General features: G+C 62.3%; 15 protein-coding genes. 11 read left to right on the plus strand and 4 right to left on the minus strand.

The features are described from left to right. Positions 1–77: 77 nt before the first annotated feature. Positions 78–980, minus strand: a complete 903-nt coding sequence (locus VJZ71_05485) for a tetratricopeptide repeat protein (GenBank protein ID HKQ47499.1) — start codon at positions 978–980, stop codon at positions 78–80. Between the two features lie 183 nt (positions 981–1,163). Between VJZ71_05485 and VJZ71_05490 the strand changes: the two genes are divergently transcribed. From VJZ71_05490 to mraY, 9 genes are all read left to right on the plus strand, one after another. After that, positions 1,164–1,913: a glycosyltransferase family 2 protein gene (locus VJZ71_05490; protein HKQ47500.1), complete on the plus strand. Its 750-nt coding sequence runs from the start codon at positions 1,164–1,166 to the stop codon at positions 1,911–1,913. A gap of 32 nt (positions 1,914–1,945) precedes the next feature. After that, the gene (locus tag VJZ71_05495; GenBank protein HKQ47501.1) at positions 1,946–3,514 is read left to right on the plus strand and encodes a hypothetical protein; all 1,569 of its coding nucleotides are present in this window, start codon (positions 1,946–1,948) and stop codon (positions 3,512–3,514) included. After that, on the plus strand, positions 3,511–4,434 hold the full coding sequence (gene rsmH / locus VJZ71_05500; protein ID HKQ47502.1) for a 16S rRNA (cytosine(1402)-N(4))-methyltransferase RsmH: 924 nt from the start codon (positions 3,511–3,513) through the stop codon (positions 4,432–4,434). Before VJZ71_05495 ends, rsmH begins: the two co-directional genes overlap by 4 nt. Positions 4,435–4,489: 55 nt before the next feature. Then, on the plus strand, positions 4,490–5,683 hold the full coding sequence (locus VJZ71_05505; GenBank protein HKQ47503.1) for a LysM peptidoglycan-binding domain-containing protein: 1,194 nt from the start codon (positions 4,490–4,492) through the stop codon (positions 5,681–5,683). Between the two features lie 33 nt (positions 5,684–5,716). Then, complete coding sequence (locus VJZ71_05510) at positions 5,717–6,028, plus strand: hypothetical protein (protein ID HKQ47504.1); 312 nt, start codon at positions 5,717–5,719, stop codon at positions 6,026–6,028. 36 nt (positions 6,029–6,064) lie between these two features. Beyond that, positions 6,065–7,825 (plus strand): penicillin-binding protein 2, encoded by a 1,761-nt coding sequence (locus VJZ71_05515; protein ID HKQ47505.1) that lies wholly within the window; start codon positions 6,065–6,067, stop codon positions 7,823–7,825. A gap of 31 nt (positions 7,826–7,856) precedes the next feature. Continuing rightward, entirely contained in the window at positions 7,857–9,428 is a 1,572-nt protein-coding gene (locus VJZ71_05520) for a UDP-N-acetylmuramoyl-L-alanyl-D-glutamate--2,6-diaminopimelate ligase (protein ID HKQ47506.1), read from the plus strand. Continuing rightward, positions 9,416–10,816, plus strand: coding sequence for a UDP-N-acetylmuramoyl-tripeptide--D-alanyl-D-alanine ligase (murF, locus tag VJZ71_05525; protein HKQ47507.1), 1,401 nt, complete (start codon positions 9,416–9,418; stop codon positions 10,814–10,816). Before VJZ71_05520 ends, murF begins: the two co-directional genes overlap by 13 nt. 65 nt (positions 10,817–10,881) lie before the next feature. Next, positions 10,882–12,015, plus strand: a complete 1,134-nt coding sequence (mraY, locus tag VJZ71_05530) for a phospho-N-acetylmuramoyl-pentapeptide-transferase (protein HKQ47508.1) — start codon at positions 10,882–10,884, stop codon at positions 12,013–12,015. 4 nt (positions 12,016–12,019) lie between these two features. Here the strand turns inward: mraY and VJZ71_05535 are convergent, their stop codons facing one another. Then, positions 12,020–12,517, minus strand: a complete 498-nt coding sequence (locus tag VJZ71_05535) for a type II toxin-antitoxin system VapC family toxin (protein HKQ47509.1) — start codon at positions 12,515–12,517, stop codon at positions 12,020–12,022. A gap of 3 nt (positions 12,518–12,520) precedes the next feature. Next, the gene (locus tag VJZ71_05540) at positions 12,521–12,727 is read right to left on the minus strand and encodes a hypothetical protein (GenBank protein ID HKQ47510.1); all 207 of its coding nucleotides are present in this window, start codon (positions 12,725–12,727) and stop codon (positions 12,521–12,523) included. Positions 12,728–12,931: 204 nt separating this feature from the next. Between VJZ71_05540 and VJZ71_05545 the strand changes: the two genes are divergently transcribed. Beyond that, positions 12,932–14,179 (plus strand): putative peptidoglycan glycosyltransferase FtsW, encoded by a 1,248-nt coding sequence (locus tag VJZ71_05545; GenBank protein ID HKQ47511.1) that lies wholly within the window; start codon positions 12,932–12,934, stop codon positions 14,177–14,179. Between the two features lie 6 nt (positions 14,180–14,185). After that, complete coding sequence (locus VJZ71_05550) at positions 14,186–15,301, plus strand: UDP-N-acetylglucosamine--N-acetylmuramyl-(pentapeptide) pyrophosphoryl-undecaprenol N-acetylglucosamine transferase (GenBank protein HKQ47512.1); 1,116 nt, start codon at positions 14,186–14,188, stop codon at positions 15,299–15,301. A 67-nt stretch (positions 15,302–15,368) separates the two neighbouring features. On the opposite strand, the gene VJZ71_05555 is transcribed toward VJZ71_05550, so the two are convergent. Then, on the minus strand, positions 15,369–16,982 hold the full coding sequence (locus VJZ71_05555) for a hypothetical protein (GenBank protein ID HKQ47513.1): 1,614 nt from the start codon (positions 16,980–16,982) through the stop codon (positions 15,369–15,371).

The raw sequence follows: 16,982 nt of genomic DNA on the forward strand, positions 1-16,982 counted from the left end.
CATGTCCAACACGGCCTGCCCGCTTCGCGGTCAGACCGTGCCACCCCTGAACACATATGTTCAACGGAGATGTTGCACTATGGCGTGGCGTCATCGATCGCGGAGAGCGGTTCGGTCGTGGATTGCAATTCGGCCAGGACCATGCGGACGCTGGGCTGGTCGGGGTCGAGTTGAAGCGAGCGGCGGCAGTGGGCGGCGGCGCGTTCACGGGCGAGGGCGGCGTTCTCGCGGCCGCTGCGGGCCATCGCCAGATTCAGGGCGGCGAGGCTGTTGTGCACGGCAGGGTCGTCGCGGTCGAACTTCAGGGCGAGTTTGTATTCCTCCATGGCGGCGTCGAAATGCTGGGACGATTCGTAGACGGCGGCCAACATCGTGTGCGCCTGCGGATTGGAGGGGTCGATTTTCTGGGCGCGACGAAGCGTCTGGACGGCGCGATCGAATTCACCCCGTTGCCGATAGCATTGCGCGAGTCCCAGCGCGGCGACGTAATTATCCGGGGCCAGCGACAGCGTGTGACGATAGGCGCGGATGGCGGATTCCAGCAACTTGCGCCGATCGAGCGAGGTCGCGGCCAGGTGGCGCAGCGCATCGGCGAGGGCGAGCGCGTAGGTGCTATTTTCCGGCGCGTATTTCAGCGCGGCGCCATGATACGCAATGGCCTCTTCGAGTTGTCCTTGTTTCTCGGCGACGCGGCCGAGACCGGCGAGGGCCGATGCGTTGTTGGGATCGCAGCGCTCGGCGGATGCGAAGCATTTTCGGGCGCCGTCCAGATCGCCCCGCGCGAGAAGCTGGTCTCCGTGCTGAACGTGATGCTCCGCAGATTGAAAGATGTTTTGGAACGTCATGCGCGAGGGGATTTGACAACCGCCGAGCAGCGCCGCGAGCAGGACGAGGCTCGAACGAGCCGGCAGCGCGAATTGGCGCGGCGCACCGCGGCGCCGGCCGTCGGTCAGCGGTTCGCTGTTGAACGGAAAATTCACGCGCGCACCTGGAGCCTCCCTGTGCGATATATCGGCCAGATTCGCGGCCGTGAAACTGCACCGGAGGGCACGAACCTCCGAAAACCGCGAGAATTTGACTTTTTCGGCCGCGCAAATATGATCCTTCGCTCCTCATCGGAGGGATTGCGAGGGCGATCCGATGGGGCTCCCGAGGCTTTCTTCATGCGTGTCTTGGTCGCCGTCCCAGTGTTTAACGAGGCGCGTTATGTCCAGGGCGTGCTTTCCGAGCTTCGCCAATTGGGACATGACGTGCTCGTCGTGGACGACGGTTCGACGGATGAGACTCCTGAACTGTTGAAAAAGGCCCCCGGCATCGCCGTCATCCGCCATCCGGAAAATCGCGGCTACGGACAGAGCCTCATCGACGCATTTGGTTACGCTGACCGGCAGGGCTACGACTGGATCATCACCATTGACTGCGACGACCAGCACGAGCCGGCAAGAATTCCGCTTTTTGTCGAGCGCGCCGCGCGCGATGACGTGGACATCATCTCCGGTTCGCGATACCTGACCGCACTGCCGGGGAGCACCCCCGCGCCGGAGGATCGACGGCGGATCAACGAGAAGATCACGCGGATGCTCAATCGTGTGCTGGGGCTTTCGCTGACGGATGGGTTTTGCGGCTTCAAGGCGTATCGCGTTTCCAGGATCGCGCGGCTGCCCTTGTCCATACCGGGCTACGCGTTTCCGCTGCAGTTCTGGGTGCAGGCGGTCCGCTACGGTCTGCGGATTTGTGAACTGCCGGTGCCGCTGATCTACAACGATCCGAATCGCCACTTCGGCGGAATGCTGGACGACCCCACGTCCCGGCTGGAACACTACCTTGAGGTATTCTGTGCCGAACTGGGTAAGGAGCGGCAGGAGGCGCAGGCGGGACGGCCGTCCGTCGAGTGCCTTTCCGGCTGCGAGTAACTTCCTTTCACGATCGGCTATAACTTCCGGTGATGGCGTCCGCGTCCAGCAGCCCGATTGACGATCTAGCGGCTCCGACCGGCGATGCGGAGCATCTAATCTGGCCGTCGCCGGAGCGGTTGGCGCAGCTCGTCGAAGAGAACCGCAGCCTGCTGGATGGATCATCGGCGAAGATACTCAATCGAACGATTGGAGAGTGGCGGGAACCACCGGGTCGGGGTCCGGTCATTTTCACCGGCCATCAGCCGGCGTTTTATCATCCGGGCGTTTGGGCCAAAAACGTCGTATCGACGGCACTGGCGCGGCGGCTGGGCGGAGAGGCGGTGTTCCTGGCGGTCGACAGCGATGCGCCCGATCGACTGGAGCTGGAATGGCCGGTACAAGACTCCGGTCACTATGAGATTGCCCGCGCAGCCGTGTTGCCGCAGTTGCAAGGGCGGAGTTACGAACAACTTCCACCGCTGTCGTTGGGGGACTGCGCGGCATTCGCGACACAAGTGTTCAACGGGGTAGATCATGATGGGACGACGCCGCTGCGCGCGTTCCTCAAGTCTTTTGGTGAGTCCCAAACGGCGGATTACGTTTCGCGGTGGGCGGCAGGCATGCAGGCGATCGATCAGACCGTCGGCGCGGCGACGCCGACGATCGAGCGGGTCAGCGATCGGTTTGATACGAGCCGGTCGACCGAGGCCGCCGCCTTTGTAGGGCATCTCCTGATTCATGCCGACTCGTTCTCGTCGGCCTATAACGGGGCCCTTCAGGCGTATCGGGCCGCGCGGGGCATCAGGGGCGATCGCCACCCTATTCCGGATTTGTTGGTGACGGATGAAAGATTCGAGCTTCCGTTCTGGGTGCTGGGGCGGACGGAATCCCGGCGAAGGTTTTTCGTCTCGCGTAGTAGGACCGCTTCGGATGCCGTCGTCCTCTGGGCCGGTCAGGAACGGATCGGCGACGTCGATCGAGCGAAGGTGATGAACGACCCTCAGAACGCGCTGGGCGTCGATCTCGGCTCGCCTCAGATTCGGCCGCGGGCGCTGGCTTTGACGATCTATGCCCGGATACTGGCGTGCGATTTGTTCATCCACGGCATCGGCGGGGCGAAGTACGATCAGATCGCGGATGAGATTATCCACCGATTCTTTGGTATCGAGCCGCCCGCCTACGCCTGCGTTTCGGCGACGATGCGATTGCCGCTGCGGCGTCACGCGGTGACCCGCGACGACGAGCGGGCGTGTCGCCGCCGACTGCGCGACCTGCGCTACAACCCTCAGCGGTACCTGGATGGGGGGCCCTATGCGCCCATGCTCGACACATTGACAAGGGAACGTGAACAGGCCATCGCGCTTCAGGATCGTTTGCGTGCGGAGTCTCCGACGGACCATGCCGCACGGCGGGCGGCGTTCCTGGCGATCCGGAGGGCGAACAAGACTCTGTCGTCGGCGGTGGGGGACTTGCCTCACGAGTTTCAGAAAGAGGCCGCCAGCGTATCGGCCGCTCTTTCTGAGAATCGGATCGCGGAGCATCGGGAGTGGTTTATGGGTCTCTTTCCAACGGCTCGGCTGGTCGAATTGCAGGACAGCATCGTCGGGAGCCTGTCTTGAATATCGGATCTGTTGTGTCTGAAATCGACCATCTGCCCGTCATGGCGGATGAGATCGTCGCCGCGCTGGTTCGGCCGGAAGTAGAAGTTTTCGTGGATGCCACTCTGGGCCTGGGGGGGCATACTCGGCGGGTTTTGGAGTTGTCGCCCCGAATTCGCGTCATTGGGCTCGACGTCGATCCGGTCAACCTCGCTGCGGCAGAGAATTCCCTGGCCGAGTTTGCTGCTCGCATTACGCTGCAGAGGGCCAATTTCGCGGAATTGGAGGAGGTCCTCCATGCACTTGGAACCCCCCACGTGGGGGGGATTCTTGCGGACCTGGGGGTTAGTAGCAATCAAATCGCCGGCCCCGCCAAGGGACTCAGCTTCGATGTGGACGGTCCGTTGGATATGCGGCTGGATGATCGGCTGAGGACGACCGCGGCGGACCTCGTCAACGGGCTTTCCGAGGGTGAATTGGCCGATTTACTTTACTTTCAGAGCCAGGAATCGGGAAGCCGAAGAATCTCTAAGCGGATCTGCCAGGCCCGCCGGCACGGGCGCATCCAAAGTACGGTCCAACTTGCGCGGCTGGTGGCGTCGGCCCTCGGCCAGGACCCGGACGCGCGCCGCGGCCGCATCCACCCGGCGACCCGCACGTTCATGGCCCTGCGTATGGCGGTCAATCAGGAGTTGGATTCGCTGCGTCAGTTTCTGGCGCAGGCGCCCGGCGTCCTGCAACCGGGCGGGCGGTTGGCGGTGATCAGCTTCCACAGTGGAGAGGACCGGATCGTGAAGGAGGACTTCCGCCGCAGGGCGAACGAGGGCGTTTATCAGTTGTTGACGAAGAAGCCCATGACCGCAAGGGCTGACGAGAAGGAACGGAACCCGCGAAGCCGCTCGGCGAAGCTGCGGGTGGTTGAAAAGCGCCGGGACACTTGAGGACGATTTTTTTTCTGCTATCCTGTAGCAGCCGCACGCACACGGAGGTGCATCTATGACCAAGGAAACCAAGATCGGTCTGCTGGTCGGTCTCGCATTCATCATCCTTTTTGCCATTATCCTCTCGGAGAAAGGCACGCCGCAGCGAAGCACGGCTTCGTTCACCGTGGCCGACGGTTCCAAGCCCGCGTCACCTCTCGGGGGATCGGAACAACCGCTCGGCAGCGCGGGCCGGCTGCAGGTGACCTCTCAGCTCCCGCCGATTGTTCAGCCGAAGCCGCAACAGGTCACGATCGCGCCGCCCTCTGCCCCGGTCGCGATGAGTGAAGAGCTTGTCACCCAAGCGGCGCCGAAGAAGGATGAGTCGATCGCGCCGCTTCCCGAGGCCGTCGTAAAGGCCCTGAATAGCATTCCCATCAAGGACGAATCACGCGGGAAGTCCGATGGCGGGGCGTTGGAACCCCAATCCGCGCCGAAGTCCGTTATCACCACGCCATCGCTTGCGTCCGCGGAAAAGGCGAATGCAGAACCGGCGATCACGCCGCCTGCGTCCACCACCGAGATGGCCTCCGTAGCGCCGACTTCGCCACCGGCCCCCAAGCCCACGCCGGAAAAGCCTCCGGTGATCCGAACGGTCCACACCGTTCAGTCCGGCGAGAGTCTCGGCAAGATCGCAGCGAAGTATTACGGGCGCTCGACTCCCGCGCGGATAGAGGCGATCTTCAAAGCGAATCGCGATCGGTTGAAGGCCACCCACCAGGTCAAGGCCGAGCAAAAGCTGGACATCCCCGATCTCGGTGAGGCGAACTCCGCGTTCGAGCCCGTTACGGTATTTTCGATGTCGGATTTCAGCGCGGTGAAGGCGCCGCCGTCGACGTCGGACGCGATCCGCATTCCTATTCCCATTCGAGAGTCGGCGGCCACGGCCGGACCGGGCCTCCGAAAGCTCGACACGCAGGCTCCCACTATCCAAACCGCCTCGGTGACGACCGCATCGAAAAAGAACAAGTCGGCGGATGCGTCGTATCAGTGGTACGAAGTCCGGCCGAAGGACACGCTTAGCAGAATCGCCCGAAAAATGCTCGGCAGCGAAAAGCACACGAGCGAACTATTCAAGCTGAACAAGGACCGCATGGCGAACAAGAACAGCCTGAAACCCGGAATGAAGCTGCGAATCCCCGTGAAATCGGCGGCGATGCTCGAACCGCAAACGGCGGTCTCGTCGAGCGGGTTTGAAGGTGCCGATTAGCTGACGCCGGCCACGGGCCGAGAGGATGTCGAGATGACCGTCTCGCGCTCATTGTATGTGCTGCTGATGATGGTGGTCCTCGGGGTAGGGATCGTGGGGATTCGCGGTGAGTCCGCCAAGGCCGCGAACCGGGTGCAGCGGTTGCACCTGCGTCAGATCGATTTGGAACAATCGCTGTGGACCCACGAAATGGAATTGGCCACGCTGCGCGGACCGAACGCGATTCGCCGGCGAACCAGTGAACTCGGCCTGGATTTAATGCCGCCGATGGCCGAACCGCCCGGCGTCAAGCCGTCGTCTAACAAGCCGGATGATGGGGACAGCGGACCCGTCATCGCTGATTGAGTCGTCCGCTGATCGCGCCCCTATGCGGACGCGGGAATGGATGCCTTGCGGTCGCGCCGTTCAAATCTCGCCGGCCAAGCGTTGATCGCGCTGGTCCTCGTCGCCTTGGTCGGCCTGGCGGGCCGCTTGGTCTATATCAACTCTTATCAGGGCTCGGCACTGCTGGCCCGGGCAGAACGTCAGCAGCGTTCGACCATACCTCTCAAGCATCGGCGCGGCCTGATCGTGGATTGCTGCGGCCGCCTTATCTCCGGGACGATGCTCCAGAAGAGCGTCTTTGCCGATCCGAAGGTGATCCCCGACAAGGCGATTGCGGCACAAAAGGTCTCTGAAATCCTCGGCATCCCCGCGGAGGAGATCGCTCCGGACCTGCTTTCGGCGGAAGAGGAGCGGTTCTTCGTCATTCGTCGCGGGGTGTCGGAGGACCAGGCCCGCCGAATCAGCGAGGAGGGGCTTTATGGCCTGGGCGTCTTTGACGAGCCGTATCGCACCTATCCGATGAACTCGCTGGCGGCCGCCCTGATTGGCTTCGTCGCGCCCGACGGCCACGGCGTCAGCGGTCTTGAACATCAGTGCAACGCGTGGCTGACCGGCTCCAATGGCATCAAATCGATTATTCGCGATGCGCGGCGCAAGGCTTTTTGGCTGGCGGAGGGAGGATACCGACCGCCGCGCGACGGTTTCCATCTGATCCTGACCATCGATGCCGAAATACAGGCGACGGTGGAGCGGGAGCTGGCCGTTTCCGTGGAGAAATACCACGCGGAAAGCGGTGTGGCGATTGTGATGCATCCCAAGACCGGCGCGATCCTGGCGATGGCCAACGTTCCGGGCTTCGACCCCAATCGCTACAGCGATTACGGGGCCAATCGGTATCGCAATCGGGCCATCACGGACCCGTTTGAGCCGGGCAGCACGTTTAAGCCGTTTATCGCCGCGGCGGCGCTGGCGGAAAAGGTGGTGCGTCTGGGCGAAGGATTTGATTGCGAGAATGGCGCGTGGACGGACGGCGTTCGCACGCTGCACGATCACCACCCCTACGGACTGCTCAGTTTTGAAGATGTCGTCATCAAGTCCAGCAACGTCGGGATGGCCAAGATCGGGAAGCGTCTCGGCAACAAGAAACTCTACGATTATGTCAAAGCTTTTGGGTTTGGCCGCAAGACCGGCATCGATCTGGAGGGAGAGGACCCGGGCATTCTGCAATCGTTCAATCGCTGGGGACCGTTCTCGACGACGAGTATTCCGATCGGCCAGGAGATCGGCGCGACGCCGTTGCAGATGGCGAGGGCGTTCTGTGCCTTTGCCAACGGCGGGCTTTTGGTGCAGCCCTACGTCGTCCGGGCGGTGGTGACGCCGGACGGGCGGCTGGTGAGCGACTTTTCCAATCCGCCGTCGGAAGGCCGGGCCCTGCCGGAAGCCGTAGCCAACACGATGAGGGACCGGATTCTCTGCGGCGTCGTGGAACAGGGTACGGGCAGCAAATCCCGGCTGGCCCATTACCAGGTATTCGGCAAGACCGGGACGGCGCAGATCGCCCGCAAGGGTGGCGGCGGTTACGAGCCGGACGCCTATGTCGGATCGTTTGTCGCCGCCGCGCCGGCCGCCGATCCGCAACTGGTGGTTTTCGTGGGCATCTCCCGCCCCAAGAAGAGCATTGGCTATTACGGCGGCACGGTCGCCGCGCCGGTCGTGAAGGAAATCTTGACGCACGCGTTGGCGTATTTGCAGATTCCGCCCGACCGGGCGGATGCACCGACGCCGACGATTACGGCGCTGGGAGAGGATCACGATTAGGGATGGCGAGGCCGGGCCAGGGGAGCATAAGATGCTCCGACTCGAGTCGGTGGTCCGTGGACGGATCGCCCCGCGGAATGGACTTCGCTTCGGGAGGGGCGACGGATCGATGATCCAGCTCTCGACATTAATTGAGAAATCCATTGGAGCGTGCGAGCTGCCGCGCGATACCGGTTCGCTGGTTGTGACCGGCGTGTGTGAAGATTCGCGCCACGTCAGTGCGGGAAGCGTTTTTGTCGCCGTCGCCGGCGCGAAGGCCGACGGCGCGGCGTTTGTCCAGGACGCGCTTAGCCGAGGGGCGATTGCGATCGTGGCCGCCCGCGAGGCAAGGGTAGAGGCATCCTGCCCCGTGATTCGCGTCGCTGATCCGCGCGAGGCGCTCGCGAGTCTGGCCGCGGTCTATCACGGTCTGAGCGCCGACGGGGGCCTTTGCACTATCGGTGTAACGGGGACGAACGGCAAAAGCACTGTCACGTACATGATCCGGTCGCTGCTCCGTACGGCGGGTTTCCGGCCGGCGCTATTGGGGACGATTGAATACGATCTGGTTGGCCGGCGTGTGACGTCGAGTTTGACGACGCCGGATGCCGTGACGCTGACGAAGCATCTAGTCGAAGCGAAGCAGGCTGGCGCATCCCATGCCGTGATGGAGGTGTCGTCGCACAGCCTTCAGCAGCGCCGCGTGGACGGTATAAACTTTGGCGTCGCGGTCTTCACCAACCTGACGCAGGACCATCTCGATTATCACGGCACCCTGGAGGAATACCGGGTCGCCAAGCGGCGTCTTTTCGATCGCCTGTCGCCCGACACAACTGCAATTATCAATGCGGACGATCCCGTCGGCGGGAGCATGGTGGAGAATTGCCGCGCCCGTGTGATCCGCTTCGGCATCGATCAGCCGGCGGAGGTACGCGGGAAGGTGCTGGGTGAGGATCGTCGGGGCGGGCGATTCCTCCTGCACTACCGCGATGAAGCGGTCGAAGTCCGCACGCCGTTGGTCGGCCGCCACAATATCAGCAATGCGCTGGCCGCCGCGTCCGTTGGATTGGCGCTCGGGCTGGATTTACAGGCGATTCGCGGCGGGATCGAATCGCTCGACCGCGTGCCGGGGCGGCTGGAGCGAGTGGATACTGCGGAATTGGGTTTCGACATCTTCGTGGATTACGCACACACGGACGACGCTTTGCGAAATGTCCTCCGCTCGCTGCGACCGCTGACGGGCGGGCGGCTGTGGTGTGTGTTCGGATGCGGTGGGGATCGGGACCGCTTAAAGCGACCGTTGATGGCGCGGGCCGTCGCCGAGGGGGCCGATGCGTTCGTGATTACCAGCGACAATCCGCGGACCGAAGATCCTTACAGGATTCTGGCCGACATCGAGCGGGGACTATCGGCAGAGGCCCAGGGGCGCGGCGTGACGATCCCGGACCGCGCCAGGGCCATCCAGCACGCCATCGACGAATTGAACGAGGGCGACACGCTGGTCATCGCGGGCAAGGGGCACGAAGATTATCAGATTCTGGCCACGGGGAAGATTCACTTTGACGATGGCGAGGTTGCCCGCGCGGCGCTCGCGCGGAGGGGGGCTCCGGCATGCGCCCGCTAACGCTCATGGAGATGGCCGCCGCGATGGGCGGCCGGATCGTCGGCGATGTCACGATTCCCGGCGTCACGAACGTCTGCACCGACTCCCGCGCCGTCACGCCGGGCGCGCTCTTCTTCGCTCTCAAGGGAGAGAATCACGACGGTCATGCGTTCGTCAATGATGTACTGGATCAGGGGGCCACGGCCGCCGTCGTTACGGAAATTACTAGCGTCGCCGCCAAGCATCACGTCAGCGGCCGGCTCGTTCATGTCCCCGACACGTCGGCGGCGCTGGGGCGTCTGGCGGCATGGTATCGGCGGCAGTTCGCCGCCCAGGTGATCGCCGTCGTGGGTAGCAACGGCAAGACCACGACGAAGGACATGATTTCCGCCGTGCTCGGCGCGAAGCGGCGCGGCCGCGCCGCCAAGGCGAGTTTCAATAATTCCATCGGCGTGCCGCTGACGCTTCTCACGGTGGAGCCGGCCGATGAGTTCGTTGTTGTTGAGATCGGGACGAACCATCCCGGCGAGATCGTCGCCCTGGGGCGGATCGCCCAGCCCGACATGGTGGTCATTACCAGCATCGGCGAGGAGCACCTCGAATTCTTCGGCGATGTGGAGACGGTCGCCAGCGAGGAGTTTTCGATTCTCACGTGTCTTCGCGGGCGGGCGTTTGTCGTCCTCAGCAAACAGGCCGCGCAGTTCGCGCCGGACGAGCCGACGTTGCCCTACACCAAACTCACGTACGGCCTAGAGCCGGACGCCGATCTGCGGGCGTCGGATATCACCCCGACCGGCGAAGGGCAGCGCTTCAAGGTGAACGGGCGGACGGAATACGTCATGCCGGTCCTGGGGCGGCATAATGTCATCAACGCGCTCGCCGCCGTCGCCATCGGCGCGCGGTTTCGCATGGCGCCGGAAGATATCGCGGCGGGGCTGCGGAGCGTGCGATTGCCGCCGATGCGCATGCAGCGGGTGGAATTCGGCGACGTGAGCGTCATAAACGACGCCTACAACGCGAACCCGTCGAGCATGGCCGTGGCCCTAGAGGTCCTCGATCGGCTCGATGAGCCGCGGCGCAAGGTGCTGATCCTCGGCGATATGCGCGAATTGGGCGAGCGATCCAAGGGATGCCATCAGGAACTGGGGCGCCTGGCGGGGCGGTCGACGGCGCAGTTGATCGTCGCCGTGGGGGCGTATTCGCGGAGCGTGGCCGATGCGGCGGTCTCCATTGCGAGCACGACAAAACGGATTTACTCGTACCCCACAGTGGAGCATGCCGCGGAAAAGATCCCCAGCCTGGTGCGGCCGGGGGATATTGTCCTGCTGAAGGCGTCGCGGGCGATCCGGCTGGAGCGGCTGCTGGAGCCGATCGGACAGGTCGGCGCGAAAACACCGATACCGGTATAGGGTCGGTGTTGCACCTTTGTTGGAATTCTTACTTTTGAATCCCGGCGTGCCGGGAGTTTTGACTTTTGATTTATCACCTCCTTCAGTACTGGCTCGGAAGCCAAGGCCATTACGGGTATGAGAATCCCCTTTTTCGCGGTACGGTCGCCATCCTCGTTTCCTTCCTGATTGTTTGGCTTAGCGGGCCGCGCGTCATTCGATTCCTCATCGCCAAACGGCTCGGGGACATCCCCGACTTCGATCACCAGATGCTGAACGAAATGACTCAGCACAAGGCGAACATCCCGACGATGGGGGGATTGCTGATCCTCGCCGCGGTCGCGTCGTCAGTAGTGCTCCTGGCGAATCTGACCGTCTATTATGTGTATCTCGCATTGGCGTGTATGTTATGGCTCGCGGCGCTGGGGGGGATCGACGATTGGATCAAGCTCACGTCCAAGGGGCGGGAAGGCACCCGCGATGGCCTGAAGTTTTATCAAAAGCTGCTCTTTCAGATCGCCCTTGGAGTGATGCTGGCCTATTGCGTGTACCGGCGCGGCGAGGAGACGTTTGCCGGTTTTGAGCATCAGCACTACCGCATCCTGACGCTGCCGTTTTTCAAGGGAGAGCAATCCCACGGGCTGCTGCTTTCGCTTTCTCTTTTCTATGTTATTACGGTCCTCGTCGTGACGGGGACATCCAACGCAGTAAACCTGACCGACGGGATGGACGGGCTGGCCAGTGGCTGCGTGGCCATTTGCGCATTTGTGTTCATGTTGCTGTCGTACGCGGTGGGCGATGCGCGGGTGGCGGATTATCTGTTGTTTCCCCACATTCCGCAGGCGGGCGAACTGTCTGTCCTGTGCGGGGCGATGATGGGGGCCTGCATGGGATTCCTCTGGTACAACTGCCATCCCGCGCAGGTGTTCATGGGCGATACCGGCTCGCTGCCGCTGGGCGGGCTAATCGGGTTTGTTGCGATCGTCATCCGCCAGGAGGTGATGCTCTTCATCGTCGGCGGCGTGTTCGTCATGGAGGCCCTGTCGGTCATGCTCCAGGTGGCGTGTTTCAAGACGACCGGCAAACGGATCTTCCGCATGTCGCCGATCCACCACCACTTTCATCTGAAGGGCTGGCATGAGACACAGGTGGTAACGCGGTTCTGGCTGCTGGCGGTGCTGTTCGCGGCGCTGGCGCTGGCGACGACGAAGCTGCGCTAAAGAACTATCGTGGTTTCCACACTGTCAAGCCATGAATTCGGTCAAAGTCGTTATCATTCGTAACCAAGTGTACCAAGCCGTTTCGGCGCATGAGCGCGACCGAGATTGCATCGTTCGTTAGCAAAGACATATCCGTTGCGATGTCGGCCGCGAGAGGGAAATCCGCCAATTGAATAGGTAGATTGATGATGGGGAGCGCCGCCAATTCACCGACGACTTCACGAAACTCCGACAATTCGTTGATCCGCGGCCGATTGCTTTGCAGCCAGTTTACGAGCGACGTGCGTTGGAGCCTAAATCTCGCGGCAGCCTCCGCAAGCATGATTTTGTGCATCGCTTCGGCAAGGACATGCGTTGAAGCGAATGCCGTAATCTGGCCGGCCGCAACGCGTTCGAGCAAATCCGTGCACGCGTCGGAAAAGGGGGGCGTTTCAACAAAGTGATAATAGAAGATGTTCGCGTCGATGAAACAAGTGTCGCCATCCGGAAGGTTAAGCGGCATCGCTTACGACTCTTCGGGCTGAAAATCTGGCATAGAAGCAATCTGGCGGGCTAGTTCCGGGTCGAGGCTGATTCGGCGCGCACGCCGTGAGCGCACCACATGATGCTGGCCATTTCCAACAACCTCGACGTAGACCTCGGCCCCTTCCGGCAGATTGAGAGGCTCATCGAAGGCGATCTGGCCGTTTCTGATATGACCGCGGACCGTCATCAGTACTCTCCAAATCTATTCTATCAGGATACCGGCTGGAGTAAACTCGTGTCGGCGCACCCCTCACCTTTCGGTACCGCCCTTGCCGATGTACAAATATGCCTTGGCCTGCGCAGGGACTGCGCGGTCAAGTCCGGCCCGGGGTCGGCAAGCCCCACACCTCCCTCTTCTTGACAAGGGGAGGGAATCACGCACGGAGGCGTCATGTTTCGGCTTGATAGCAGGCCTTCTCCAGCCAGCACGACCATTACGATCCTCGCCGCCGCGCTGATGGCCGTGGGCGTCGTGATGGTCTTTTCGGCCAGCGCCAGCCTGACGGCCCCGCCGCCTACGCAGAATGTCCTCGCCAACTCCTCGTTCCGGCAAGCGATGTTCACCTTTGCGGCCCTGGTGACCATGCTCATGGTCGGGCTTTGTCCTTATGAGTCGTGGCGTTTGCGCTGTGCCGAATCGGGCACCAATAGACTCTCCTGGTTTCAGCCCTCAGTACTCCTGGCCCTCGTTGCGATCGCCCTGCTCGTCGCTGTCCTGATACCAGGCATCGGCGAAGAGCGGAATGGCGCTCGGCGCTGGATCAGTCTTGGCCCCTCGGCACTGGGATTGGGTTTTCAGCCTTCGGAGTTGGCCAAGCTTTCGCTCGTCGTGCTCCTGGCTGCTGTCGCCGGGCACATCGGCGAGGGCATCCGCCGTTTCTGGACCGGGTTGCTCCCGTTAATCCTGCTCTTGGGAATCGTTTGCGGTCTCGTCGGCATTGAGGACTTCGGCACCGCTGCTCTTCTTGCTGTGGTCGGCGGGTGCATGTTGGTCGGCGCTGGGGCAAAGATCTGGCACATGTTCCTGGTGTGCCTGCCTGGAGTCGCGGGACTGGTTTACCTGGTCGTATCCAAGCCCTACCGGGTAACCCGTGTACTGTCTTTCCTCGACCCCTACGCTGACCCACAGGGGGCCGGCTATCACCAGGTTCAGTCGCTGATCACGATCGCCTCCGGGGATTGGTGGGGGCGCGGCCTGGGCGCGGGGATTCAGAAGTACGGCTACCTTCCGGAGAGCCGCAGCGACTTCATCTTTGCGGTCATCTGCGAGGAACTCGGGATCATCGGCGGGGTCGCGGTGCTGGCCCTTTTCGCCATCCTGTTGTGGAACGGCCGAATTGCCATGCTCCGGGCCTCCAGCGAGTTCGGACGGCTGATCGCCCTCGGCGCGACGCTGACCATCGGCTTCCAGGCGGCCATGAATGTCGCCGTGGTGACGGTCTCCGTTCCGACGAAGGGGATCGGCCTACCGTTCGTTTCGGCGGGGGGGTCTGGAGTTATTCTCTTCGCGGTTCTCGTCGGATTGCTGGTCAATGTCGCCCGGAATCGGGGCGATGTGGCGGTCACCGCGCCGGCTCTGTCTCGACCACCCACGGCGCTTGAATTGGGCTTGCCGTTTCACGGAACCCTCGCACACTAGTCGTTCATGGCTCGACCCTGGTTTGTCATCGCCGGCGGGGGAACCGGCGGGCATCTTTATCCCGGCCTGGCCGTCGCGCAGGCCATCCAGAACGTCCAGCCCGATTTCGAAGTGACGGTCTTCGGGACGCGGCGGCCGATCGACCACAAGCTGGTGTCCGCCTGTGCCTACGAACTTGTGCAACAAAGCGTCCAGCCGTTTCCGGCTAAGTTCTGGCGCTGGCCGAAATTTTTGCTGTCGTGGCAACAATCCGTCCGTGCGGCCCGCGGGCGGTTTTCGGAACGAAAACCCGTCGCGGTGCTGGGTCTGGGCGGGTACGCAGCCGGACCGCCGATTGTTGCCGCCGCGAAGTTGGGAATCCCCACGGCACTCTTTAACCCCGACGCCCTGCCCGGTCGGGCCAATCGCAATCTCGCCCCCAAGGTCCATTGTGTGTTCGTGCAGTGGCACGAGACGGTCGAACACTTCCCGAAGGTACACGAAATCAAAGTGACCGGTTGCCCGATTCGGCCGGAATTCGCGGCGGCGACGCGCAAGGCCGGAAGCCGCGCTTTTAAGATCGACGAAGACCGCCCGACCCTGTTGATTACGGGCGCCTCACAGGGCGCGCGGTCGATCAATGCCGCCTGCATGGAGATGTTCGATCTATGGCGCGTGGCGTCGCAATGGCAGATTATCCATCTGACGGGCGAGGCGGATTTGGAAACGTGCCGCGCCAAGTACAAGGAGGCGGGCGTCGAGGCGCGGACGCTGGCGTATACCGATCACATGGCGCTGGCGATGGCCTCGGCCGACATCGTGGTCTCCCGGGCCGGGGCGTCGACGCTGGCGGAAATCACGGCCATGGGCATTCCCGCGGTTCTGGTGCCGTACCCGTTTGACAAGAAGCAGCACCAACTCGCCAACGCGAAAATTCTGGAGGAATCACGCGCCGCCCTCGTCGTGCAGGATAAAAACAATCCCAAGGACAATGCCCGGCGGCTGCGGGATGCGCTGCGCGATCTGATGAAGTCGGACTTGCGGCGGAGCAAGATGGCGCAGGCCTCGGCCGCTTTGGGGCGGACGCACGCGGCGGAGGATATTGCTTCTGAATTGATCGAATTAGCGAAGCGCCGGACCTAACGATCGCTTTTTCAATCAGCAGGGTCAGTGGGGGATACGCTGACTTTGAGGAGCTCGCTTGCCCGTTTTAGGGCGGCAGAAGCGCATTGATAAATTGCGGCGCGTCCGCCAGATCGACGATTTGGTCGCCGGTGAAATCTCCGCGCGCAATGGGATCGAGCGTTGGAAATGTGGCGTGGTAATTCGCCGGGCCGTGGACGACAAGATCGGTGTACCAGGCAATATCCAGTCCGTCCACGCGGGTGTCGCCATTCAAGTCGCCCTTGGGCAGGCCGGGGTCGTTAAGAATGGTCGTCTTTCCCAGAGGATCGCCGAGCACGACGTGGTGCCAGCTCAGCGCCGGAATCGAGGTATACGCCGCCTCCCCCCACGTCAGGCCGTTCACCAACATGCCCGTCATCATGAATTCGTTGTCCGGCAGGGTAAAGGTGAATGGTTCCCAAACCATGCCGATGGCAAAAGTCCCGCCCGCCGAGACGAAGTCGGCGACCTGTTCCTGGTTGAAAAACGTCGTCAGCCCATTCAGCGCCCGTCCGTTGTAGGACTCCACGGTGTTAAACATTGCCCCGGGGGCGAAATTGTAGTTATCGATGTAGGCGGCCCCGCCCGGGGGACTTTCGCCGAGACCACTGAGGCTGTGGTTCCCTCCGTAGGATGCATAGCCGATCAGGAAATTCGTTTCCTGTGTACTGTCGATGAATTCGGCCGTGCCGTCGTAGCGGACGTCCCAACCAGCCGCCTGCAACGCTGTGGTGGTCTCTTCGTAGTCATCCCCTGCCCAGAAGCGATCCGTCGCGTCGTTGGAAAGCAGGCCGTCGTCGTCGAGATCCTGATTGGTCGCAACGTTGAATTCGTCCAGCAGAATACGCGTGGTCGCCTGGTTGACGTAAAGGTCCTCGGCGCGATCAATCGTCGCCACGGCGTCGGCGAGCGAGTTGCCGTCAATCCGACACACCAGGTACATGTCGCCCGGCGTGAGCAGGGTCGCGCCCGTCCCGCCGAGCCGCCAATACACGGCGGCGGTCGACAAAAACGTCTTGGCGGTCTGGATGTTCACGCGCGAGAAAGCACCGATCTGACTGCTCAGTTGATGGTAGGGGTTGTCGATCATGTTGTCGGACTTGCTGTCCATCGTGCCGCCCGCCTCACCGGTGATGAGATCCTGCCACAATAACACGAGTTCGGCGTCGACCGATGCGTTGTTCGAGTCCCCCGCGAGCAGCTCGTCATCGGCAATGCCAGGGTTATCGCCGACGAGCGCATTGTCCGTATCCCGGATGCGATGGGGAAACGGCCGGATGAGCACGATGGCGACAATGTCGGCCGGTGCCGGAGGGCCGGCGGCCAGAAGATAGCTCCGGATCTGGTCGCGAACGAGCGTCACGAAGTTTGCCGAGGTGAGGTCGGCGACATTCAGTGCCGCATTGTTGAGATTCACCACATTTGCCGCGGGGATTCCCGGATGTGCGGCGAGGTAGGCATCTTTAAGCGTCGTCGCGTCGGTTGCCGCGGAGTTGTAGACGACCAGAACCTGCGATTCGCTGATGGCGGCAAGGAGCCGAGAAGGAGTGAGCCAGAGCCCACCCAGTACGAACGCAGCAATGGCCGCCCTCCCAAAAACCCGAGCCGGCCGCTGCCGGGAATTCACTTTCCGGTCTGTTAGAATGAAAGACGTAACCAT

The organism is Phycisphaerae bacterium (assembly GCA_035275405.1).
In the GTDB taxonomy this organism is placed as follows: domain Bacteria; phylum Planctomycetota; class Phycisphaerae; order UBA1845; family UTPLA1; genus DATEMU01.